Here is a 21,251-nt window from a genome sequence, read left to right as displayed (position 1 = left end):
ACTGCATACTATGGCAAACCGAATTCTGATTGTTGACGACGCAGCTTTTATGAGAATGATGATCCGCGATATCCTCTCCAAGAACGGCTTTGAAGTGGTTGGGGAAGCGAATGACGGTGCCCAAGCCGTGGAGAAGTTCAAAGAATTGAAACCGGACCTCGTCACGATGGACATCACGATGCCGGAGATGGACGGCATCCAGGCGCTGAAGGAGATCAAGAAGCTGGATGGAGCTGCGAAAGTCATCATGTGTTCGGCCATGGGCCAGCAGGCGATGGTTATCGATGCGATCCAGGCGGGTGCGAAAGACTTTATCGTTAAGCCGTTCCAAGCGGACCGCGTTATCGAAGCCATTAAGAAAACGATGGGCTAAAATTTGCAGGAGTAGTGGGGCCGCGAAGCTCCGCACAATCGGGTAAAAGGATGTGGGGAAGTTGAGAGGACTCACTGCCAAACTGCTATTCATGATCGCGACACTGGGCATGCAAACAGCAGCAGCAACCGCTGCTGTTTGCTTCGCAGCATCGGAAAAAGGGTCCGAGACCCCCGGTGCTGCTGCACCGGATGTTTCGGACCCTTTTGCTTCCAGCGGAGGAAGCGGAGGAGATACCCTCGTTATGATTGTCAAAGTCATTTTCTTTCTTATTATTATTATCGGAATCTTCTTCTTGATCATGAAGGTTCTCGCCAAAAGAAATAGCTGGATGACCGGAAGGTCGATCCGCTCCCTGGGAGGACTTCCGCTGGGCCAGAACAAATCGATCCAGGTTGTAGAAATCGGGCGCTCGCTGTATATCGTGGGTGTCGGAGAAAACATTCAACTGCTAGAGAAGATCGATGATCAGGCCGAGGTGGAGTCCATCACTGAGATGATGAACGTATCGACGCAGAACTTTGCGGCTCCGGGACTGGAATCGGCAATGAGCTGGCTGAAGAATCTGCGCAAACCGCCCGTGGAAGAGGAAGAGGTGGATGTTACCGCTTCCTTTCAGCAGGTGTTCCACAGCAAGATGCAAGGGGTTGCCGGCCGCAAGAAAATGATGGAAGAGATGATGAATCAAGATTCCAATGCAGAACGGTTGAATGATAAACATGGGAAACACCAAGATGAATAACAAGCGCAAGCTCCTGCTGACACTGCTCCTCCTGCTGATCGTACTGCCGCTTGCCGGCGGACACGCTTATGCGGCCGATCCGATTCCCGGTATCAATATCGATATTGGCGGGACAGCCAACAACGGCGCGCAGGGCGGTTCCAACTCGGTCATGATTCTGCTGCTCATCTCGGTACTCAGTATCGCTCCGGCGATCCTGGTGCTCATGACAAGCTTCACCCGGATCATCATCGTCCTGAGCTTTGTCCGGACATCGCTCGGAACGCAGGCGATGCCGCCGAACCAAGTGCTTATCGGACTTGCGCTCTTCCTCACCTTCTTCATCATGGCACCGACCTTCGGGGAAGTGAACCAGACGGCCCTTCAGCCTTATATGCGGGGGGAGATCAGCCAGACTCAGGCATTCAGCACGGCATCCGTATCCATGAAGAAATTCATGTTCAAGCATACGAGAGAAAAAGACTTGAAGCTGTTCCTCGATTATTCCAAGGCGGCACCGCCGACGGGAGTAGAGGACACGCCGCTCACGGCGCTCGTGCCGGCCTACGCGATCAGCGAGCTCAAGACGGCTTTCCAGATGGGCTTCATGATCTTCATTCCGTTCCTGGTCATCGATATGGTCATTGCATCCACCTTGATGGCGATGGGGATGATGATGCTGCCGCCGGTCATGATTTCGCTTCCATTTAAGATATTATTGTTCATCCTAGTAGATGGCTGGTACCTCATTGTAAGGTCTCTTCTGCTCAGTTATAATGCATAGACAGACCCACGAGGAGGTGGCCACATGAGTTCAGAGTTCGTAATTCGTCTGGCGGGCGAAGCGGTATACATCACCTTGAAAGCCAGCGCGCCGATGCTGCTGCTCGCTTTGGTCGTCGGTTTGGTGATCTCGATCTTCCAAGCTACCACGCAGATTCAGGAACAGACCTTGGCGTTCGTTCCTAAGATCGTCATTGTCCTGCTGGCCCTGCTCGTATTCGGTCCCTGGATCATGACCACCCTCGTGGACTTCACATACAACCTGATGAGTAACCTTTACAAATACGTTGGATAGGTTGTGGGTATCATGGATCAGCTTGCTGTGAATCTGCCCGGGTTTCTCTTATTCTTCTGCCGGGTCTCCGCTTTCTTCGTCATTGCGCCGATCTTCTCAGCGCATAACGTGCCGGCCCAGATGAAGATCGGAATCTCGTTCTTCGTGGCTTTTATCGCCTATCTCGGTACGGGAGCGGCATCGCCAGTGGCGATGGATTCACTCTATGTTCTGTCCATTGTCCGCGAAGTGCTGGTAGGGTTGTGCCTGGGCTTCATTGCCTATATGTTTATCTCGGTCTTGCAGATTGCCGGATCGTTCATTGATATCGCTATTGGGTTCGGTATGGCGAACGTGCTAGATCCTTTGACAGGAACCCAGAGCCCGCTCGTAGGCAACTTCAAATACATGATCGCACTGCTGCTGTTTCTGGGATTCGACGGTCATCATTACCTGCTCGAAGCCATCATGAGAAGTTACGAGTGGGTGCCGCTTAATAATGAGGCGTTCGCTAAAGCGTACAACGGGCAGCTATCCGACTTCATGGTCAAAACCTTCACCACGATTTTCGCCTTATCGTTTCAGATGGCGGCTCCCTTGGTTGTTGCCCTGTTTCTGACAGATGTCGGTCTTGGTCTTCTGGCCCGTGTAGCGCCGCAGTTCAATATCTTCGTGATCGGCCTTCCGGTCAAAATGCTGTTGGGGTTTCTGCTGCTGATTCTGTTATTTCCGGGGTATGAAGTGATTTTCAAAGATTTGTTCAGCACGATGCTCGATTCGATGGGCAAGTTCTTCGGCCTATTCACGGCCGCCGGGTAAAAGCTGAGGAATGGAGGGGATTCTTGCATGGCTGCGACACTTCGTCTAAGAATGGACCTGCAGCTGTTCTCCGGAGAGAAGACGGAAGCCGCAACTCCGAAGAAACTGCAGGATGCCCGAAAGAAAGGGCAAGTCGCCAAAAGTATGGACCTTTCGGCCGCCTTTATCTTATTCTTCTCCTTCTTGACCTTTTATCTGTTCGGCGGATTCATGAAAGAACATCTCATCGGACTTATTCGTTCCATTTTTAGCGACTACTTACTAATGAATTTATCGATCGATAGTGTTATGGTTCTAGTAGAGAAAGTGGTGGTCGAGCTCCTGTTCATTCTTGGTCCCATTCTTGGAGCGACCATGCTTATGGCAGTAGTGAGCAACTACATGCAGATCGGCTTCCTGCTTACCGGTGACGGTCTTAAGGTCAAGTTCAGCAAGATCAATCCGCTCGAAGGGGTCAAGAAGCTGTTCTCGCCCCGGGCTGCGGTCGATTTTGTGAAATCGGTCCTGAAGATGACCATTATCGGCATAGTCGTGTATAACACGCTCATGAACGAGCGTTCGAATATTATGCAGCTGGCTCATCTGCCACTCGAAGAGATCGTGCTCTATGCTTCGTCCGTTACGATGATGCTCGGCCTCAAGATCGGCGGCATTCTGATCGCTCTTGCACTCTTCGATTACATGTATCAGCGCTACGATCACGCCAAGAGCCTGCGGATGTCGAAGCAGGATATCAAGGATGAATATAAGAAGACCGAGGGTGACCCTCATATCAAAGGCAAGATCCGCGAGAAGCAGCGCCGGATGGCGATGCAGCGGATGATGCAGGACGTCCCTAAAGCCGACGTTATCATTACGAACCCGACCCACTTTGCGGTGGCGATCCAGTATGACTCGTCGAAGATGGGCGCCCCGACCGTGGTGGCCAAGGGTACCGACTTTATGGCCCTCAAGATTCGTGAGAAAGCCAAGGAGCACGGCGTCATGATTATGGAGAACCGGCCGCTTGCCCGTGCCTTGTATGCGCAGGTGGAGATCGGCGAACCCATACCGGGCGACATGTTCCAGGCTGTGGCCGAAGTACTGGCTTATGTGTATAAGATGAAAGGCAAAGCAAATTAACCCGTTACGGGTAAGGAATATAAGGGGGCCAAGCCATGAAACCCAAAGACCTAGTCGTTCTGGTCGGCGTGATCGGCATTATCTTGATGATGGTCGTGCCTCTTCCGATCTGGCTGCTTGATGTCCTTCTCATTATTAATATCTCCCTTGCGCTCGGAATTATTTTGATCGGGATGAACACGAAAGAATCGCTCGAGTTCTCGATCTTTCCGGCGCTGCTGCTCATCACCACCTTGTTCCGGCTCGCGCTGAACGTCTCTACGACCCGGAACATTCTTGCGAACGCCGATGCCGGTAACGTCGTTATGACCTTCGGGTCGTTCGTAGCCGGAGGTAACCTGGTTGTCGGTTTCGTCATCTTTATTATCTTGGTCCTTGTCCAGTTCATCGTAATCACCAAAGGTTCCGAACGCGTAGCGGAAGTTGCGGCGAGATTTACACTCGATGCGATGCCGGGTAAGCAGATGGCCATTGATGCCGACTTGAACGCCGGTCTCATCAACGAGACGCAAGCCAAAGAGCGTCGTGAGAAGATCTCCCGCGAGGCGGACTTCTACGGGGCGATGGACGGTGCGAGTAAGTTCGTAAAAGGTGACGCCATTGCGGGTATCATTATGCTGTTCATCAACATTATGGGCGGTTTGATCATCGGGATGACGATGAAAGGAATGTCCCTGTCAGAAGCGGGAAAACTGTATTCATTGATGACTATCGGTGACGGACTCGTTTCCCAGATCCCGGCGCTGCTGATTTCTACCGCTGCGGGTATTATCGTGACCCGTGCGAACTCGGAAGGCAACCTTGCGCATGACTTGACCAAACAGATGACGGCATATCCGAAACTGCTTTATATCATCGCAGCTACGGTGGCCGGTCTTGGTATCTTTACTCCGATTCATCTGACCGTCACGCTGCCGATCGCGGGTCTCCTGGCCTTTGCGGCGAACAAGCTGCAGAAGAACGCGGCGAAGAAGGAAATGGCGGATGTGCAGCTCGAAGAAGAGCAGCAGATCGAAGAAGTGCGCAGCCCCGAGAGCGTCATCTCCCTGCTGCAGGTGGATCCGATCGAGTTCGAATTCGGCTACGGCCTCATTCCGCTGGCCGACACCCAGCAGGGCGGCGACCTGCTCGACCGGATCATTCTGATCCGCCGCCAGTGTGCCCTGGAGCTTGGCGTTGTCGTTCCGGTCATCCGGATCCGCGACAACATCCAGCTGCGGCCTAACGAGTACGTTATTAAGATCAAAGGCAACATCGTGGCACGAGGCGATCTGCTCCTGAACCACTACTTGGCGATGAGCCCGGGCTACGACGACGATTCGATCACGGGGATCGATACGCTGGAGCCGGCCTTTGGTCTCCCGGCCCTCTGGATCGACGAGGCGACGAAGGAACGCGCCGAGCTGTCGGGTTACACGGTGGTCGATCCTCCGTCCGTGGTGGCGACGCATCTTACCGAGATTATCAAGAAGCATGCGCATGAGCTGCTCGGACGCCAAGAGACCAAAGCGCTCATCGAGAATGTGCGCGAGAACTACCCTGCGCTGGTCGACGATCTGATTCCGAACGTAATGTCGACAGGCGATGTGCAGAAAGTTTTGGTCAAACTGCTCCGCGAAAAAATATCGGTACGGGATTTGGTTACCATATTAGAGACGCTTGCCGATTATGGCACTTATACGAAGGACCACGAAATTCTGGCCGAGTATGTCAGACAAGCGCTCTCGAGACAGATTACCCAGCAGTTCGCCGCGGCCGGCGATTCCCTGAAGGTGATTACCGTCGGTCCGAGCCTCGAGAAGAAAATTGCCGAGTCCGTGCAGCAGTCCGATCAGGGCAGCTACCTGGCGCTCGACCCGGCATCGACGCAAGTGATCTACCAGCGGATCAGCGATCAAGTGACGAAGCTGCTCCAAGCCGGACAGCAGCCGGTTGTCCTGACTTCGCCGACCATCCGGATGTATCTGAGACAGCTGCTGGAACGCACGATGCAGGATATCCCGGTATTGTCTTACAGCGAGCTGGAGCCTAACGTTGAAATCCAAAGCATGGGGGTTGTGAACTTATGAGAGTAAAACGATATGTCGTGGATTCCATGCCGGATGCCCTTCAGAAGATCAGAACGGATCTGGGCAAAGATGCCGTCATCATCAATACGAAGGAAATCCGCTCCGGCGGATTCCTCGGGATGTTCACCAAAAAGAAGATCGAAGTCATCGCAGCGACGGATACCGCTTCCCCCAGCGGTACTCCGTCCGCTGCCGCATCGAGCGTCGCTACGATGCCGAAGCCGGCCGCCCCTGTGGCGACCGCTCCGAGATCGAGTGTTGCATCCGCCTACGGCGCGCCGAGCGCGCCTCCGCAGGCAGAACGGCACGAGGCGCCGCTTGCATTCCCCGATGTGCCGGATGTCTTTCCTTCGGCTCCTGCACCCGCTCCGCGGGCAGTCCAGCCGGCATCTCAGGCACCACAGGCTCCGCTCTCCAGGCCCGAAACCCCCGGCGAGGATGTGCTTGGCGAACTGAGGCAGATGAAAGAAATGATGAGAAAGCTCTCGAGTCACCAAGCGCTGCAGGTGCCGACAGACCCTGCCGTCGAAGCTGTGGAACAGCGGCTGCTGGAGCAGGAAGTCGATCCGCTGCTCGTGAAGCAGCTGGTGTCCCAGGTAATGGAAGACGCGGAAGAGGAGCCGAAGCCGCTGACTGAGGACTTCGTCCTGACTTCGATCCGCAGGCAGCTTATGAATTTCATGCAGTCCAAAGGCACGAAGTCGATTAAGCGCGACACGCGGATCGCCCACTTCGTGGGGCCGACGGGCGTCGGCAAGACGACGACGATCGCCAAGCTGGCCGCTGAGCAGGTATTGAAGCATGGGCGTAAGGTAGGCTTCATTACCTCGGACACGTACCGGATCGCTGCTGTAGAGCAGCTCAAGACGTATGCCACCATCCTGAACGTGCCTCTGGAGGTGGTGTTCTCCCCTCTGGATCTCGGCAAAGCGTTCGAGAATCTAAAGGACCGCGATCTGATCTTCATGGATACGGCGGGCCGCAACTTCCGTAACGAAATGTATGTATCGGAGCTCAACGCGCTGCTGAAGTCCGGCGGCCAAAGCGAGACCTTCCTCGTGCTGAGCCTGACGACCAAATATAAAGATATGAAAGTCATTACAAGCAACTTCAGCAAATTTAAGCTCGATAAGGTTCTTTTTACCAAAATGGACGAAACGGATTCCTTCGGCGCCATCATCAATCTGATTCGGGATTTCGGTTTGCAAACCTCCTATATCGCCAATGGCCAGAATGTGCCCGACGATATTGAAGAACTCGATGAGATGCGCATGATCGACTTGATTCTGGAGGATAACAACCATGAATGATCAGGCACAGGGACTGCGGAATCTCATAAAGACGCAGGAGACGGCCGGTGACAGGGCGACACGGATCATTACGGTCACCAGCGGCAAGGGCGGCGTGGGCAAATCGAACTTTACTTTGAACTTTGCTCTCGCCCTTCAGAAAAAAGGACTTAAGGTTCTCGTCTTCGATGCCGATATTGGTCTTGCGAACATCGATGTGCTAATGGGTGTATCGCCCAAATACAGTTTGTATCATCTGCTCAAGCGGGAGAAAACCATCTGGGAAATCATCCACACAGGATACAACGATCTGCAGTTCATCGCCGGAGGTTCAGGGTTCAACGATCTGATCCGCTTATCTGACGAACAGCTCGATTACTTCGCAGCCCAAGTGGAGCAGCTCAACGGTCATGTGGATGTCATTATCTTCGATACGGGCGCCGGTCTTTCCAAAGAAACGCTCAAATTCATCGTAGCGGCCCAGGAGACGATCGTCGTCACGACCCCGGAGCCGACATCCATTACCGATGCGTACGCGATTATCAAGATGGTCAACTCCATGAATTATCAAATTCCTTTCAAGCTGGTCGTCAACCGGGTAACGGATTGGCGGGAAGGAAGACAGACGGCGGATAAAATCAGCATGGTTGCCAAACAATTCTTAAGTCTGGATATTCCGACACTGGGTTACGTGGTCGATGACAGCTCGGTTTCCAAAGCCGTCAAAAAACAGGTGCCTTTTACCGTGGCCTTCCCGGACAGCGCGGCTTCAAAGTCCATTAACGATCTGGCGGATGATTTTATAGCCGGCCATATCCCGGCCCAGCAGGAGAAGGGGGCCATCAAAGGCTTCCTGAACAAGATGATGAAAATGTTGAAGCAGTAGCCGTTCCGGGTATTCGTGAACGACAAACGCAAAAGGAGTGGTAGTATGGCGCCGTTTGACATATTGGTTGTGGACGATTCGGTCTTCATGCGCAAAATCATCACGGATCTCATCTCCGAAGACCCGGCCTTCCGGGTCGTCGGTGTCGCGAAGAACGGCAAAGAAGGCGTAGAAATGGTTAAGAAGCTGAAGCCGCACGCCGTTACGCTGGATATCGAGATGCCGGAGATGAACGGGCTGGAAGCGCTCAAGCTGATCATGAAGGACCATCCGGTTCCGGTGATCATGCTGAGCTCTCTGACGCAGGAAGGGGCGTCGGAGACGATTCGTGCTCTCGAGTGGGGAGCCTTCGACTTCGTCGGCAAGCCATCGGGTTCCATCTCACTGGATCTGCACAAGGTGAAGAAGCTGCTGCTAGAGAAGCTCCATACCGCCGTGAAGGCCAAAGTCAGACGGGTGACGAGCGTATCGTGGAGCGCGCCGGCGGCTCCTGCCGTACCGGCGCCCAAACCGGCAGCCAAGCCCTCCGCAGCGTCTGCTCCGCCGCTTCCACGGACCGATACACCGTCCGTCAAGCCGCCGGAACGCTCCCGCTCCGATGCTGGCCTTCAGAGCTTCGACCATCTGGTGGCGATCGGCACCTCGACGGGCGGCCCGCGGGCCCTTCACCAGGTGCTCTCGGACATGCCGGATCAGTACCCGGCGCCGGTACTGATCGTCCAGCACATGCCTCCTAACTTCACCAAATCCTTGGCACAGCGCCTGGATTCCATCTCTAAGCTGAAGGTGGTGGAGGCGGAGAACGGGATGATCCTCGAGAGAGGAACGGCTTACGTGGCCCCAGGGGGCTTCCATATGACCGTAGCCCGCAACGGCAGCCAGTCTTACAAGATCCACCTCTCGAAAGATGAGCCGCGCGGCGGCCATCGGCCGTCCGTCGATACGATGTTCGAATCGCTGCTGCCGCTCAAAGAACTCAAACGCCATATCACCATCATGACAGGGATGGGCGCCGACGGAGCGAAGGGAATGCAGGCTCTGAAGCAGGCCGGCGCAGTTACAACCATCGCAGAATCAGAAGAAACCTGTGTGGTTTACGGCATGCCTCGTGCAGCCGTGGAGCTCGGCTGCGTTATGCACGTGGTGCCTCAACAGCAGATTGCTGGCATGCTGATCCAGTCGGTGGGACGCTAGTCCCCGGCCGGATTACATAAATACCTATTCTTATTGGAGGTGTGGTTATGGAAATGAATCAATATCTCTCGATGTTTATCGATGAGTCCAGGGATCATCTGCAGGCTATGAATGAGCATCTGCTCAGCTTGGAGGCCAGCCCGGAAGACATCAGCATCGTACAGCACATTTTCCGGTCGGCTCATACGCTGAAAGGGATGTCCGCCACGATGGGCTACGAGGATTTGGCTTCGCTGACCCACGAAATGGAAAATGTGCTCGACCTCGTCCGCAACAACAAGCTCAAGATGGATTCCTTTATTTTCGATTGCATCTTTAAAAGCTTGGATTCGCTCGAATCCATGGTAGAGGATGTCATCCAAGGCGGTACGGGGAAAGCGGACGTGACGGACATCGTTATAGCACTGAAATCCATCGTCTCCGGCGATTATAAAAAGGGCGCAGCAGCTGCAGCAGCGGTTCCTGCGGAAGCAGCAAGCGGAGCCCCTGCCCGCGGCAGCGAGCTCGACGAGTTCCAGTATTCGGTCCTGCATCAGTCCATCGAAACCGGCATGCCGGCCTACCGCATGGAAGTCACCGTCCGTCAGGACTGCGTACTGAAAGCGGCGCGCGCCTATATGGTCTTCAACGTGCTGGAAGAAAACGGCGAGGTGATCAAGTCGACGCCTTCCGTGGAGGATATCGAGCAGGAGCGGTTCGAAAATTCCTTCACCGTCTACTACGTGTCGCAGCTGGAGAAGGAATTACTCCACAAGCAGGTGTCCGACGTATCCGAGATCGACAAGGTCGACCTGGTTGCTCTGGACAAAGCCAAGCTGGACGACTACATGAAAGTGTCTGTCGGTGCAGCGGAAGCTCCTCAGCCGGAAGCAGCCGCGGCGGCTCCGGTTACCGGTACAGAGGACGCGCAGAAGGCGGCTCCTGCGGCCGAAGCCAAGAAGCCGGCTGCCGGCGGGGCCCCGGTAGCCAACCGGACCATCCGCGTCGACATCGAGCGTCTCGACATGCTGATGAACTTGTTCAGCGAGCTGCTGATTGACCGTGTAAGGCTCGAACAGCTTGCAAGCGAGATTCACAAGAATGAGCTCACCGAAACCGTAGAGCATATGGCGCGGGTCAGCACGGATCTGCAGAACATCGTGCTGAAGCTGCGGATGGTTCCTGTCGATACGGTCTTCAACCGGTTCCCGCGGATGATCCGGGACGTGGCGAAGACGCTGGACAAGAAAGTCGATTTGATCATTACCGGCGCCGAAACCGAGCTGGACCGGACTGTAGTCGACGAGATCGGCGATCCGCTGGTTCACCTTTTGCGCAACGCGGTGGACCACGGGGTAGAGCCGTATGCCGAGCGTATCACCTTGGGTAAGCCTGAGACCGGTACGATTAATCTCCGCGCATACCACAGCGGCAACCATGTCTTCATTGAGATCGAGGACGACGGCCGCGGGATCAACCGGGATCGGGTGTTATCGAAGGCGATCCAGAATGGGGTCATCAGCCAGGAACAGTCGGCACGGATGTCCGACGAGGAAGTATACCAGCTTCTTTTTGCCCCGGGGTTCTCTACAGCGGACAAAATTTCGGACATTTCCGGACGCGGAGTAGGCCTGGATGTCGTCAAGACGAAGATCGAGAGCCTCGGCGGCCACGTTCACGTCGATGCGAAGCTTGGCAAAGGCTCCAAATGGTCGGTCCAGCTGCCGCTGACGCTGTCCATTATCTCCGCGATGCTCATCCGGATCCATGGCGAGAAGTATGCGATCCCGCTGACATCGATTGTGGAAACCATGGCCATTCGCAAAGAGCAGCTGCGCAGCGTACACGGCAATCCGATGGTGGAATATCGCACCAGCGTCATCCCGTTAATCCCGCTCGCCGAATTGTTCGATGTGCCGGGCGGCAGCGAGCTCACCGACGACGAGATCCAAATGGTGGTCATCCGCAAAGGCGAAAAGCTTGCGGCGCTTGCGGTCAACGAATTCATCGGGCAGCAGGAGATCGTTCTGAAGACCCTCGGCAAGTATCTGACGAGCTTGTTCGCGGTATCCGGCGCTACGATATTAGGTGACGGACAAGTAGCATTAATCATAGACACTAATGCGCTTTTCAAATAAAGTATTACTTGCGGAGTGCATGAGAGCTCAACCCTTAGGAGGCGGAAAGCATGAGTGAGGAATTGAAAGTCATCGTATTCGCACTGGCACAGGAAGAGTACGGAGTGGAAGTCGAGAAAGTAAGAACCATCGAGCGCATGCAGCCGCTGACTCGCGTACCCAAAACTCCCGGCTTTGTCAAAGGTGTCATTAACCTGCGCGGCGTGGTAACGCCGGTCATCGATCTTCGCGGCCGGTTCGGTTTCCCCGAAACGCAGTATACCGATAATTCCAGAATCATCATCGTAGGTGTGGAAGACCTCGAAGTCGGCATGATCGTGGACTCGGCCAATGATGTCATCGACGTCGACCCGGAGCTGATCGACGATCCGCCCGAGATTGTAGGAGGCATCAAAGCCAAGTATCTGCAGGGGATCGCCAAGGTCGGCGAGCACCGTCTGCTGATTCTCCTCAATCTCAAGGAAGTGCTCAGCAAAAATGAGATCGTCCAATTGGATATTATAGAGGAGTAGATTTTCTTGGATACCTTCAAATCGTTCGCCGATTTTCAGATGGATGTGCTCCGAGAGGTTGGCAATATCGGCGCAGGGCATGCAGCGACGGCTTTGTCCAAGCTTATGGACAAGCCGGTCGACATGCTGGTTCCCAAGGTGCGGATGGTACCCTTCGAAGAGGTGGCCGACAGTGTCGGAGGGGCAGAGGCGATCGTGATTGCGATCTTCCTCCGGGTCGAAGGGGAGACGCCGGGCAACCTGTTCTTTATTCTTTCGCAGGAATCCGCAAAGAAACTGCTGAAGAGCCTGGCCGGCATCGAAGTGGTGAGCGATGAGGGGTACACCGAGATGGAGATGTCGGCGCTCAACGAGATCGGCAATATTATGGCAGGGTCATACCTCTCCTCACTTGCCGATTTTACCCAGCTCAACATGCAGCCCACGGTTCCTTCGCTGGCTATAGACATGGCGGGTGCCATTCTGGGCTACGGGCTCCTCCAATTCGGTCAAATGGGGGATCAAGCGCTGCTGATCGATACGAAATTCCTGGACGGCAGAGAAGAAGTGGAAGGTCATTTCTTCCTGATCCCCGATCCGGAATCCTTCCCCAAAATCTTCAAGGCGCTGGGAGTGGGGACTTCATGATTCAGGATAACCTCATTAAAGTAGGCATGGCCGACCTGAACGTCGCACATCAGACCGGGGTGCTCAAAACGACGGGTCTCGGCTCCTGTGTCGGAATTACGCTATACGACAGCACGGCGAAGGTAGCGGGAATGGCGCATGTCATGCTGCCCTCCTCGGAGATTGCCAGGGAAGGTACGCTGAACATTGCCAAGTATGCGGATACCGCGCTTCCGGAGATGGTCCGGATGATGGAAAAACTTGGCGCGCAGGTGCGGCGGATGGAAGCGAAGATGGCTGGCGGGGCGCAGATGTTCTCGTTCGGCAGCCAGTCGGAGACGATGCGAATCGGGCCGCGCAATGTGGAATCCTGCAAAGCCTTTTTGAACGAGCACCGCATTCCGCTGAAAGCGGAGGACACCGGAGGCAGCTTCGGCCGTACGATCGAATTCAACTGCGAAACCGGGCTGCTGAGCATACGCAGCGTACAACACGGAGTGAAGGAACTGTAACTATGATCGGATCATTGCGATGGAACTTATACGCCGGGCTAGCGGCCTTCCTTATAACCTTTGTGCTCTCCATTCCCAATAACATCTGGTTGACCACGATAGTACGCAGCTGTTACAGTTTCATTGTTCTCTTCTTGCTCGTCTTCGGATGCCGCTGGCTGCTCGGCACCATCGCAGGCTTGAATGGCCTGCCGGCACCCCAGCCCTCGGTCATGCCCGCTGCTCCTCCTGCCGAGGAAGAGGGCAAAGGCTCCGCCTATGACGCTATGACGCCTGACCAGGATGCAGAGCTTCACCAGATGCTCAAGGGCAGCATGAGCGGCACTGCGCCGCCGGAGCCGGGCTTCGCCCCTCTGACGCCGCCGAAGCTCTCGACGAAAGTTCAACCGACACCGGAAGAGTTAGCGCAAGCGGTACGACAAATGTCTGAAGAATAGGATGGTGACAACCACTAATGATCACTCAAAAATCCCATCTGGCCAATATTGAAACGTGGAAGCAGTGGAGAGAGCAGAAGATCCCTGCGGCCAAACAGACGCTGATCGAAACGTACCTGCCGCTTGTTGACTATGTCTCGAGCCGGCTGTCCATTGGACTGCCTAAGAACGTCGCAAAAGAGGACCTGGCCAGCTTCGGCGCCATGGGGCTCATCGATGCCATCGAGAAGTTTGACTATGACCGCGGCCTGCAATTTGAGACGTATGCTTCCTGGCGTATCCGCGGTGCCATTATCGACGGTCTGCGTCAAGGGGACTGGGTGCCCCGTTCCGTACGGGAGAAGGCCAAGAAAGTAGAAGAAGCCTACCAGAAGCTCGAACAGAAGTACATGCGTTCGGTAACCGACTCCGAGATGAGCGAATACCTCAACGTGAGCGAGACTGAGTTCCAGCAGATGGTTCAAGATATTGCCGTAACCGCAGTTTGTTCAATCGACGATCCGATCCGCGAAGAGGATTCCGAGACGCGTTTGTCTCTGCTCGTGGATGAGAAGGCGAAGAATCCGGAATCCAAAGTAAACGAACTTCACCTGAAGGAAACGCTGGCCAAAGCCATCGAGAAGCTCACGGAGAAGGAGCGTACAGTCGTATCTCTCTTCTATTTTGAAGAGTTGTCCTTAAGCGAGATTGCCGAAGTCATGAGCCTTTCCCCATCCAGAATATCGCAGCTGCACTCGAAGGCAATCTTGAGACTCAGAGGAGCTCTAGGACGTTATAAAGATCAATTGTTCGAAGAATAGCAGGATGGGAAGCGGGGAATGATGATGAGCGATCAGACAATGCCTCTTACTTATTATATGGACATCACCGTGTCCGACGATAAGCTGATGGCTTACGTACAGTTTTCTAATTGTGACGAAGCGTTCTCAGTAACGAAGGAACAGTTTGCAGGGCTGCTCGAAGCAAGTCACATTGTCCACGGTATCGATGAAGGCAAGGTAGCGGAGATCGTGAACCATCCGCAGGCGTTCTTCTTGTCCAAAACGGTAATTGCCACAGGTGATGCCCCTCAAGAGGGAGTGGACGGCAGCATCAAGACCTTATTCGACCTCGATGACAAATCGAAGCGTCCCCTTGAGCTTGAAGACGGTACGGTGGACTACAAAGAAGTGACTGCGATCCATAATGTTCGCAAAGGGCAGCTGATTGCAGAACGTCTTCCTGCGGTTAAGAGTATAGAAGGGCGCGCCGTTACGGGTGAACCGTTATTTTCCAAAGACGGCAAGGAAGCGCGCTTTAAAATCGGCAAGAACGTGGTCACCGACCCGGACCAGCTGGCGATGTACGCAGCCATCGACGGCATGGTGTCCAAAACGGACCGGGATAAGATCAATGTTTTTCCGATCTTTGAAGTCAACGGCGACATTGACTATAACATCGGGAATATCGATTTTGTCGGAACTGTCGTCATTCGCGGCAACGTGCTGCCGGGTTTCCGGGTCCGTGCCGCAGGCGATATCCGGATCACGGGAAGCGTGGAGGCCGCGGATCTGGAAGCGGAAGGCTCCATCGAGATTACCGCGGGCATTCTCGGCCATAACAAAGGCCTTATCCGTGCGGGGCGGCGGATTAAGAGTTCATTCGTTCAGGATGCTACCGTCGAGGCGGGAGAAGAAGTCGTAATTACCCAGAGCATCATGCACTCTCAGATTCGAGCAGGGCGCCAGGTGATATGCACAGGGGCCAAGGGGCTGATTGTCGGCGGCATGATCCAGGCGGGCGAGCGTGTGGCAGCCCGGACCATCGGCAATTCCATGTCGACACCTACTACGCTTGAGGTAGGCGTATTGCCCGAGCTTCGCAACGAGCTGGGGGCACTCCGCACACAGCTGAAGGTGTACATGGAGAACCTCGAAAAAACGGACAAGGCACTGTCGCTTCTCGACCAGCTCGCGGCGGCGGGACAGCTTAGCCCGGACAAGATGAGCATGCGCATCAAGCTGAACCATACGAAAAAGCAGGGCCGCGACGAAGTTAATACCTGCAAGGAACGGATTCTCGAGATTGAGAAATCGCTTGAGGACTCGGAGCGTGCGCGGGTAGAAGCTCTTGCCTATGCATACAGCGGAACGAAGATCGTCATCGGCCGGTATACCAAGTTCGTCAAAGACACTTCCCAGAGAGTACGGTTCATGCTGCAGGAAGGCGATATCGCCATGATCCCGATCGTATGACGTTTTTTCTGACCCGCAAGGCCATGTATCCTGATTCATAAGCCCGGTGAGTTCCACGGGGCCCTACATAAGTAATAGAGGAAACGGCCTGAAGCAAACAAGCTCCGTATGATGAGACCGCTGTCAGCACAGCGCATTCCAGCGTGAAGTCGGAGGTGATGGGTATGGATCAACCATGGATGTATATGGTGCTTCTCGGTTTGGTGCTGCTTGTCTACGCCCGCATGATACCGAAGTCCTCGGGCGGGGCTCCCAAAGAAGGCAGTATTATGAACGTAAACGAAATGGAAGAGGCGATGGATCATTTTGCCGCCGAGCTCGACGAGCAGAATCAGGCGCTGATCGCCATGTTCGCGGAGACGAAGAAGGAGAACGAGCTGCACCATGTGAGGCTCTCTTCCCGGGTCGAGGCGCTGGAGAAGCAGAATGCCCAGCTGCAGCAGGAGGTCAGCCGGCTGGCCTTCGCCCAGGAGCAGATGAGGGGAAGCTTCCCGGCAGAACCCGCTTCTGCGGCGGTGCTGCCCCGTGGAGCAGAGCTGCATGCGGCCGGCGGGGATCCGGCGGCTGCGCTCGATCCGCTCGAGCTTCAGGCGCTTGTGCCGGATGAGGTAGAAGAGCCTGCTCCACTTCCCGCTCCGAAGAACATTAAGGAGCGCTACGAAGAATTGTTCCGTCTCTATGAGCAGGGCAAATCGACTGATGCCATCGCGAAGAAGCTCGGACTCAACAAAGGGGAAATCCATCTGATCCTGCAGCTTGCCAAACAGGAGGAGAAGACGCATGCTTAAAAACAAGTCCCTCTTGTACGGGCTCGGGATCGGGCTGATTGCCGGCACGCTGATGCTCCAGCTGATGAACACGGTGGCTCACCCGCAGACAACGATGCCGGAGACGGCGGCCGGTCAGCTTGATAAAGCGCAGATCAAGGAACTGGCACTACAGCATTTTCAAGTCTACGAAAAAGACCAAGCGGTGTACGATCAGGCCAAGGTGGATCAAATCGTCCAGCAAAAGGTCGCGGAGGAGCAGCAAAAGCTGGCTGCCCAGCAGCCTGCCCCCGCGGCGGGCGCGGGTGCCGTGAAAGAAGTCTATGTCTATGTGGCCCCGGGCATCGTCGTCTCGCAGGTCGGGGATATGCTGGTGGCCAGCGGCGTCATACCGGACAAGACGGCGTTCCTGACAGAGATGAACAACCGGCAGCTCAACGAGAAAGTGAAAATCGGTGTGCATGCCTTTAAAGGGACCCTGACGCTGGAGCAGGTCCTTGCCATAGTTACCGGCCAGTAAAAGAACGGACTTCCTCCGGGGAGGCCGTTCTTTTTTTTGCGTGTTAGTTTGCGTGTTAGAAGGTTAACTTCGCTAGGCATTGTTGCCTCCTCTATTGTGCTGCTGTTTTTATTAAGACGGCGGGGCGATGGCTTTAAGTCTTGTTCTATTTCTCCAAGAGTTGCATACGATGGGCTCTTGTGTTATAGTAGTTCTCGGTGTTAAAAATCCACACGCTTGATTAATTCCAGTGAGGGTGCTTCCACGGTGGAAGTTTCGCTGGAAGATGAGATCAGCGGAGGAATTCACACAAAACCAAAACTAGAGGAGGTGTGTGAGGATGGCAGTTATCTCCATGAAGCAGCTTCTTGAAGCTGGGGTACACTTCGGTCACCAGACGCGTCGTTGGAACCCGAAAATGGACAGATACATCTTCACTGAAAGAAACGGGATTTACATTATCGACCTGCAAAAAACGGTTAAAAAGGTAGAGGAAGCTTATAACTTCGTCAAATCCGTAGCCGGCGAGAACGGGACAATCCTGTTCGTAGGTACGAAAAAGCAAGCTCAAGATTCCGTTAAGGAAGAAGCTGAGCGTTGCGGCATGTTCTACATCAACCAACGTTGGCTCGGCGGCACGCTGACCAACTTCCAAACGATCCAAAAGCGGATCGACCGTCTCCACACGCTCGAGAAATGGGAGCAGGACGGCACATTTGAAGTTCTGCCGAAGAAAGAAGTTATCATTCTTCGCAAAGAGAAAGATCGCCTCGAGAAGTTCCTGGGCGGTATCTCTCATATGAAAGGCCTGCCTAGCGCGCTGTTCGTAATCGACCCGCGTAAAGAGCGTATCGCTGTTGCGGAAGCTCGTAAACTGGGTATCCCAATCGTAGGTATCGTTGATACAAACTGCGATCCGGACGAAATCGACTACGTGATTCCGGGTAACGATGACGCGATCCGTGCAGTGAAGCTGCTCACAGCTAAAATTGCAGACGCGGTAATCGAAGCGCACCAAGGCGAGCAAACGACAGCTTAACATGTTATGAATAAGAAAAGGGTGGTTTAAAGGTGCAAAATCCTTTCACCGCCCTTTTTTTGGGAGTACATAAATTTTTGAGGGAGGCCACATCATGGCGGTAAATGCGGCAGCAGTTAAAGAATTGCGCGAAAAAACAGGAGCAGGCATGCTCGATTGCAAGAAAGCACTGGAAGAAGCGGGCGGCGATCTTACGAAAGCTTCCGAAATCCTTCGCGAGAAGGGTCTTGCGGCAGCGGCAAACAAAGCGGGCCGTATTGCTACAGAAGGCGTTGTTGAATCCTACATCCACGGCGGCGGCCGCGTAGGCGTTCTCGTCGAAGTCAACTGCGAAACTGACTTCGTGGCAAAGACAGACCAGTTCCGCGCTTTCGTGCGTGACATCGCTATGCAGATCGCTGCAGCGAACCCGAGCTATGTACGCCGTGAAGAAGTGCCTCAGGAAGCGCTCGACAAAGAGCGTGAGATCCTGAAAGCACAAGCTCTGAATGAAGGCAAGCCGGCTCACATCGTCGACAAGATGGTAGAAGGCCGCATGAGCAAGTACTATGAAGAGTTCTGTCTGATGGAACAGCCGTTCATCAAAGATCCGGACAAGACGATCTCTGCAATGCTCAACGAGAAGATCTCGACGATCGGCGAGAACATTTCGATTCGCCGTTTTGCCCGCTTCGAACTCGGTGAAGGCCTCGAGAAGAAGCAAGAGAACTTCGCTGAAGAAGTTATGTCCCAAGTGAAGCTGTAAGACGTCATAGAAGCTAGCCAAGATGGAACACTACTTTGTGTTCCTTCTTTTCTAACTATAGATAGAACGCATGGTAAAGATGCGGGTAGGAGACCGAAACGGAGGTATGGAGCTTGGAACATCCCACTTATAAAAGAGTAGTATTGAAATTAAGCGGTGAAGCGCTCGCTGGACAGCTGGGGTACGGTATTGATTCGGAAGTCATCACTTCCATCGCGCATCAGGTGAAAGAAGTAGTAGACCTGAAGGTGGAGGTCGCCATTGTGGTCGGCGGCGGCAACATCTGGCGCGGTATTGCCGGAAGCTCGAAGGGGATCGACCGCGCAACCGCGGATTATATGGGGATGCTGGCTACCGTAATGAACTCGCTGGCTTTGCAGGATGCCCTTGAAACCATTGGCGTGCCGACCCGGGTGCAGTCGTCGATTACGATGCAGCAAGTGGCAGAGCCATACATACGCAGACGGGCGATCCGTCACTTGGAGAAAGGCCGTGTGGTGATCTTCGCTGCGGGCACGGGTAATCCGTTCTTCTCGACCGACACCACCGCCGCGCTGCGTGCTGCAGAGATCGAAGCGGAAGTCATCCTGATGGCGAAAAACAAAGTGGACGGCGTCTACAGTGCCGATCCATTCAAAGACAGCTCCGCCATCAAGTACGAAACACTCACATACCTCGAAGTACTCAACAAGAACCTCGGTGTCATGGATTCAACCGCATCCTCTTTGTGCATGGACAACAATATCCCGCTGATCGTATTCTCCATCACCGAAAGCGGCAATATTAAGCGTGTGGTGCAGGGCGAGAAGATCGGTACGATTGTAAGGAGTGTATAAGCAATGCCCCAATCGATCAAGAAGAACGCCGAAGACCGTATGGAAAAAGCCATTGGCAGCTTGAAAAAGGAGCTCGCGTCCCTTCGGGCGGGACGTGCGACTCCGGCGCTGCTAGACCGGATTCAGGTGGAATATTACGGTGCGATGACGCCTGTTAACCAACTGGCCAATATCAATACGCCGGATTCCCGCACGCTGATGATTCAGCCTTGGGACAAGGGCTCGGTAGCGGCTATTGAGAAAGCCATCATGAAATCGGACCTCGGTCTTACGCCTTCGAACGACGGAAGTTCGATCCGTATCGTGATTCCTGCCTTGACGGAAGAGCGCCGCGCGGATCTCGTGAAGATGACCCGTAAAGCTGGAGAAGAAGCCAAAGTCGCTATCCGCAACATTCGCCGTGATGCCAACGACGACATCAAGAAGCTCGAGAAGAACGGCATCTCGGAAGATGAGTCCCGCGGACATCAGGAAGATATTCAGAAGATGACCGACAAGCATATTGCTGAAGTGGACAAAGTGTTGGTTGCAAAAGAAAAGGAAATTATGGAAGTGTAATTGGTGAAGACCCCCTATTTTTTAGGGGGCTTTAGTCTTTCCTGATGGGGGAACATAGGAATGATACCATTCAAGAAATGGTTTGGAAGCAATACGGAGGGTGAGGATTCCGCCCGAGGGCTGGCTGCAGACAATATTCCAAACCATGTGGCCGTCATCATGGACGGTAACGGACGGTGGGCCCAAAAGCGCGGACTGCCTCGTGTGGCAGGCCACCATTCCGGAATGAAGAACGTGAAGAAGATTACGATGGCGGCAAACAGCATCGGCGTGAACGTGCTTACCTTGTACGCCTTCTCCACAGAAAACTGGAAGCGGCCCAAAGAGGAAGTCGATTACCTCATGAAGCTGCCTCTGGAGTTCTTTCCCAAAGAAATCGATGAGCTGGTCGCCAATAACGTCCGGATCCGGATGACCGGATGGCAGGAGGGGCTACCCGAGTATACGCTCAAAGCGGTACAAGATGCCATTGACCGGACTGCAAATAATACTGGCCTTATCTTAAATTTTGCTTTGAATTACGGCAGCCGTAAAGAAATGCTCCGCGGCATCCAGCAGATCGCACAAGATGCGGCAGAGGGGAAGCTGAAGCCTGAAGAAATCGATGAGGCCCGATTCTCGAAGTATCTCTTAACCGATCCGCTGCCGGATCCGGACCTGCTTATCCGTACCAGCGGGGAACTGCGAATAAGCAACTTTATGCTGTGGCAGCTTGCTTATTCCGAGCTCGTGTTCACGGATTTGTGTTGGCCCGAGTTCACGGAAGAGCATTTCTTTGAAGCGGTACAGGAATATCAGCGCCGCGCAAGAAGATACGGCGGCTTGTAACCGGCGGTTCCGAGGCGCGTAAGCTGCCGGG

The 21,251-nt window shown here is 54.2% G+C and carries 24 protein-coding genes; all 24 read left to right on the top strand.

Annotated features, from left to right (window positions below; all coding sequences use genetic code 11):
* Nucleotides 1-10: 10 nt before the first annotated feature.
* The 24 genes from O9H32_RS11200 (at nt 11) to O9H32_RS11085 (ending at nt 21,220) form a co-directional block, all read left to right on the top strand.
* Nucleotides 11-373, top strand: a complete 363-nt coding sequence (locus O9H32_RS11200) for a response regulator (protein WP_269866177.1) — start codon at nt 11-13, stop codon at nt 371-373.
* A 91-nt stretch (nt 374-464) separates the two neighbouring features.
* Complete coding sequence (locus O9H32_RS11195) at nt 465-1,115, top strand: flagellar biosynthetic protein FliO (protein ID WP_269866176.1); 651 nt, start codon at nt 465-467, stop codon at nt 1,113-1,115.
* Nucleotides 1,108-1,878 (top strand): flagellar type III secretion system pore protein FliP, encoded by a 771-nt coding sequence (gene fliP, locus O9H32_RS11190; RefSeq protein WP_269866395.1) that lies wholly within the window; start codon nt 1,108-1,110, stop codon nt 1,876-1,878. Before O9H32_RS11195 ends, fliP begins: the two co-directional genes overlap by 8 nt.
* Before the next feature lie 24 nt (nt 1,879-1,902).
* On the top strand, nt 1,903-2,172 hold the full coding sequence (gene fliQ, locus O9H32_RS11185) for a flagellar biosynthesis protein FliQ (RefSeq protein ID WP_269866175.1): 270 nt from the start codon (nt 1,903-1,905) through the stop codon (nt 2,170-2,172).
* 12 nt (nt 2,173-2,184) lie between these two features.
* The gene (gene fliR, locus O9H32_RS11180) at nt 2,185-2,970 is read left to right on the top strand and encodes a flagellar biosynthetic protein FliR (protein ID WP_269866174.1); all 786 of its coding nucleotides are present in this window, start codon (nt 2,185-2,187) and stop codon (nt 2,968-2,970) included.
* A gap of 27 nt (nt 2,971-2,997) precedes the next feature.
* Nucleotides 2,998-4,092 (top strand): flagellar biosynthesis protein FlhB, encoded by a 1,095-nt coding sequence (flhB, locus tag O9H32_RS11175; RefSeq protein WP_269866173.1) that lies wholly within the window; start codon nt 2,998-3,000, stop codon nt 4,090-4,092.
* A gap of 35 nt (nt 4,093-4,127) precedes the next feature.
* Nucleotides 4,128-6,161, top strand: coding sequence for a flagellar biosynthesis protein FlhA (gene flhA / locus O9H32_RS11170; RefSeq protein ID WP_269866172.1), 2,034 nt, complete (start codon nt 4,128-4,130; stop codon nt 6,159-6,161).
* Nucleotides 6,158-7,471 (top strand): flagellar biosynthesis protein FlhF, encoded by a 1,314-nt coding sequence (gene flhF, locus O9H32_RS11165; RefSeq protein WP_269866171.1) that lies wholly within the window; start codon nt 6,158-6,160, stop codon nt 7,469-7,471. The genes flhA and flhF overlap by 4 nt, the downstream gene beginning before the upstream one ends.
* Entirely contained in the window at nt 7,464-8,336 is an 873-nt protein-coding gene (locus O9H32_RS11160; RefSeq protein WP_269866170.1) for a MinD/ParA family protein, read from the top strand. Before flhF ends, O9H32_RS11160 begins: the two co-directional genes overlap by 8 nt.
* A 45-nt stretch (nt 8,337-8,381) precedes the next feature.
* Nucleotides 8,382-9,530, top strand: a complete 1,149-nt coding sequence (locus O9H32_RS11155; RefSeq protein ID WP_269866169.1) for a protein-glutamate methylesterase/protein-glutamine glutaminase — start codon at nt 8,382-8,384, stop codon at nt 9,528-9,530.
* A 47-nt stretch (nt 9,531-9,577) separates the two neighbouring features.
* The gene (locus O9H32_RS11150) at nt 9,578-11,647 is read left to right on the top strand and encodes a chemotaxis protein CheA (RefSeq protein ID WP_269866168.1); all 2,070 of its coding nucleotides are present in this window, start codon (nt 9,578-9,580) and stop codon (nt 11,645-11,647) included.
* Nucleotides 11,648-11,697: 50 nt separating this feature from the next.
* A complete protein-coding gene (locus O9H32_RS11145; protein WP_269866167.1) occupies nt 11,698-12,159 on the top strand; it encodes a chemotaxis protein CheW in 462 nt (153 codons plus the stop codon).
* 6 nt (nt 12,160-12,165) lie between these two features.
* Complete coding sequence (locus O9H32_RS11140; RefSeq protein WP_269866166.1) at nt 12,166-12,786, top strand: chemotaxis protein CheC; 621 nt, start codon at nt 12,166-12,168, stop codon at nt 12,784-12,786.
* The gene (locus tag O9H32_RS11135) at nt 12,783-13,277 is read left to right on the top strand and encodes a chemotaxis protein CheD (RefSeq protein ID WP_269866165.1); all 495 of its coding nucleotides are present in this window, start codon (nt 12,783-12,785) and stop codon (nt 13,275-13,277) included. The genes O9H32_RS11140 and O9H32_RS11135 overlap by 4 nt, the downstream gene beginning before the upstream one ends.
* 2 nt (nt 13,278-13,279) lie before the next feature.
* A complete protein-coding gene (locus O9H32_RS11130; RefSeq protein ID WP_269866164.1) occupies nt 13,280-13,714 on the top strand; it encodes a hypothetical protein in 435 nt (144 codons plus the stop codon).
* A 17-nt stretch (nt 13,715-13,731) separates the two neighbouring features.
* Entirely contained in the window at nt 13,732-14,514 is a 783-nt protein-coding gene (locus tag O9H32_RS11125; protein WP_269866163.1) for a FliA/WhiG family RNA polymerase sigma factor, read from the top strand.
* 24 nt (nt 14,515-14,538) lie between these two features.
* Nucleotides 14,539-15,948, top strand: a complete 1,410-nt coding sequence (locus tag O9H32_RS11120; protein WP_269866162.1) for a DUF342 domain-containing protein — start codon at nt 14,539-14,541, stop codon at nt 15,946-15,948.
* A gap of 164 nt (nt 15,949-16,112) precedes the next feature.
* Complete coding sequence (locus O9H32_RS11115) at nt 16,113-16,736, top strand: hypothetical protein (RefSeq protein WP_269866161.1); 624 nt, start codon at nt 16,113-16,115, stop codon at nt 16,734-16,736.
* Nucleotides 16,729-17,235, top strand: a complete 507-nt coding sequence (locus O9H32_RS11110) for a hypothetical protein (RefSeq protein ID WP_269866160.1) — start codon at nt 16,729-16,731, stop codon at nt 17,233-17,235. Before O9H32_RS11115 ends, O9H32_RS11110 begins: the two co-directional genes overlap by 8 nt.
* Nucleotides 17,236-17,554: 319 nt before the next feature.
* The gene (gene rpsB / locus O9H32_RS11105) at nt 17,555-18,253 is read left to right on the top strand and encodes a 30S ribosomal protein S2 (RefSeq protein ID WP_013919462.1); all 699 of its coding nucleotides are present in this window, start codon (nt 17,555-17,557) and stop codon (nt 18,251-18,253) included.
* Nucleotides 18,254-18,347: 94 nt separating this feature from the next.
* The gene (tsf, locus tag O9H32_RS11100; RefSeq protein WP_269866159.1) at nt 18,348-18,998 is read left to right on the top strand and encodes a translation elongation factor Ts; all 651 of its coding nucleotides are present in this window, start codon (nt 18,348-18,350) and stop codon (nt 18,996-18,998) included.
* 113 nt (nt 18,999-19,111) lie between these two features.
* The gene (gene pyrH / locus O9H32_RS11095; protein ID WP_269866158.1) at nt 19,112-19,834 is read left to right on the top strand and encodes a UMP kinase; all 723 of its coding nucleotides are present in this window, start codon (nt 19,112-19,114) and stop codon (nt 19,832-19,834) included.
* A 3-nt stretch (nt 19,835-19,837) separates the two neighbouring features.
* Nucleotides 19,838-20,392, top strand: coding sequence for a ribosome recycling factor (gene frr, locus O9H32_RS11090; RefSeq protein ID WP_269866157.1), 555 nt, complete (start codon nt 19,838-19,840; stop codon nt 20,390-20,392).
* A gap of 60 nt (nt 20,393-20,452) precedes the next feature.
* Complete coding sequence (locus O9H32_RS11085) at nt 20,453-21,220, top strand: isoprenyl transferase (RefSeq protein ID WP_269866156.1); 768 nt, start codon at nt 20,453-20,455, stop codon at nt 21,218-21,220.
* The last annotated feature ends 31 nt before the right edge of the window (nt 21,221-21,251 follow it).

The sequence above is a fragment of the Paenibacillus caseinilyticus genome (assembly GCF_027533645.1).
GTDB classification, from domain to species: domain Bacteria; phylum Bacillota; class Bacilli; order Paenibacillales; family NBRC-103111; genus Paenibacillus_G; species Paenibacillus_G caseinilyticus.
This window is presented reverse-complemented; position numbering and strand designations above follow the sequence as displayed.

Bases quoted from the DNA above. Each gene is read 5' to 3' on its own strand.
- O9H32_RS11200 (WP_269866177.1), top strand. From the start codon at position 11: ATGGCAAACCGAATTCTGATTGTTGACGACGCAGCTTTTATGAGAATG.
- flhA (WP_269866172.1), top strand. From the start codon at position 4,128: ATGAAACCCAAAGACCTAGTCGTTCTGGTCGGCGTGATCGGCATTATC.
- fliQ (WP_269866175.1), top strand. From the start codon at position 1,903: ATGAGTTCAGAGTTCGTAATTCGTCTGGCGGGCGAAGCGGTATACATC.
- rpsB (WP_013919462.1), top strand. From the start codon at position 17,555: ATGGCAGTTATCTCCATGAAGCAGCTTCTTGAAGCTGGGGTACACTTC.
- O9H32_RS11130 (WP_269866164.1), top strand. From the start codon at position 13,280: ATGATCGGATCATTGCGATGGAACTTATACGCCGGGCTAGCGGCCTTC.
- O9H32_RS11085 (WP_269866156.1), top strand. From the start codon at position 20,453: ATGATACCATTCAAGAAATGGTTTGGAAGCAATACGGAGGGTGAGGAT.
- O9H32_RS11155 (WP_269866169.1), top strand. From the start codon at position 8,382: ATGGCGCCGTTTGACATATTGGTTGTGGACGATTCGGTCTTCATGCGC.
- tsf (WP_269866159.1), top strand. From the start codon at position 18,348: ATGGCGGTAAATGCGGCAGCAGTTAAAGAATTGCGCGAAAAAACAGGA.
- flhB (WP_269866173.1), top strand. From the start codon at position 2,998: ATGGCTGCGACACTTCGTCTAAGAATGGACCTGCAGCTGTTCTCCGGA.
- O9H32_RS11120 (WP_269866162.1), top strand. From the start codon at position 14,539: ATGAGCGATCAGACAATGCCTCTTACTTATTATATGGACATCACCGTG.
- O9H32_RS11135 (WP_269866165.1), top strand. From the start codon at position 12,783: ATGATTCAGGATAACCTCATTAAAGTAGGCATGGCCGACCTGAACGTC.
- O9H32_RS11125 (WP_269866163.1), top strand. From the start codon at position 13,732: ATGATCACTCAAAAATCCCATCTGGCCAATATTGAAACGTGGAAGCAG.
- O9H32_RS11150 (WP_269866168.1), top strand. From the start codon at position 9,578: ATGGAAATGAATCAATATCTCTCGATGTTTATCGATGAGTCCAGGGAT.
- frr (WP_269866157.1), top strand. From the start codon at position 19,838: ATGCCCCAATCGATCAAGAAGAACGCCGAAGACCGTATGGAAAAAGCC.
- O9H32_RS11115 (WP_269866161.1), top strand. From the start codon at position 16,113: ATGGATCAACCATGGATGTATATGGTGCTTCTCGGTTTGGTGCTGCTT.
- fliP (WP_269866395.1), top strand. From the start codon at position 1,108: ATGAATAACAAGCGCAAGCTCCTGCTGACACTGCTCCTCCTGCTGATC.
- O9H32_RS11160 (WP_269866170.1), top strand. From the start codon at position 7,464: ATGAATGATCAGGCACAGGGACTGCGGAATCTCATAAAGACGCAGGAG.
- fliR (WP_269866174.1), top strand. From the start codon at position 2,185: ATGGATCAGCTTGCTGTGAATCTGCCCGGGTTTCTCTTATTCTTCTGC.
- O9H32_RS11145 (WP_269866167.1), top strand. From the start codon at position 11,698: ATGAGTGAGGAATTGAAAGTCATCGTATTCGCACTGGCACAGGAAGAG.
- O9H32_RS11195 (WP_269866176.1), top strand. From the start codon at position 465: ATGATCGCGACACTGGGCATGCAAACAGCAGCAGCAACCGCTGCTGTT.
- flhF (WP_269866171.1), top strand. From the start codon at position 6,158: ATGAGAGTAAAACGATATGTCGTGGATTCCATGCCGGATGCCCTTCAG.
- O9H32_RS11110 (WP_269866160.1), top strand. From the start codon at position 16,729: ATGCTTAAAAACAAGTCCCTCTTGTACGGGCTCGGGATCGGGCTGATT.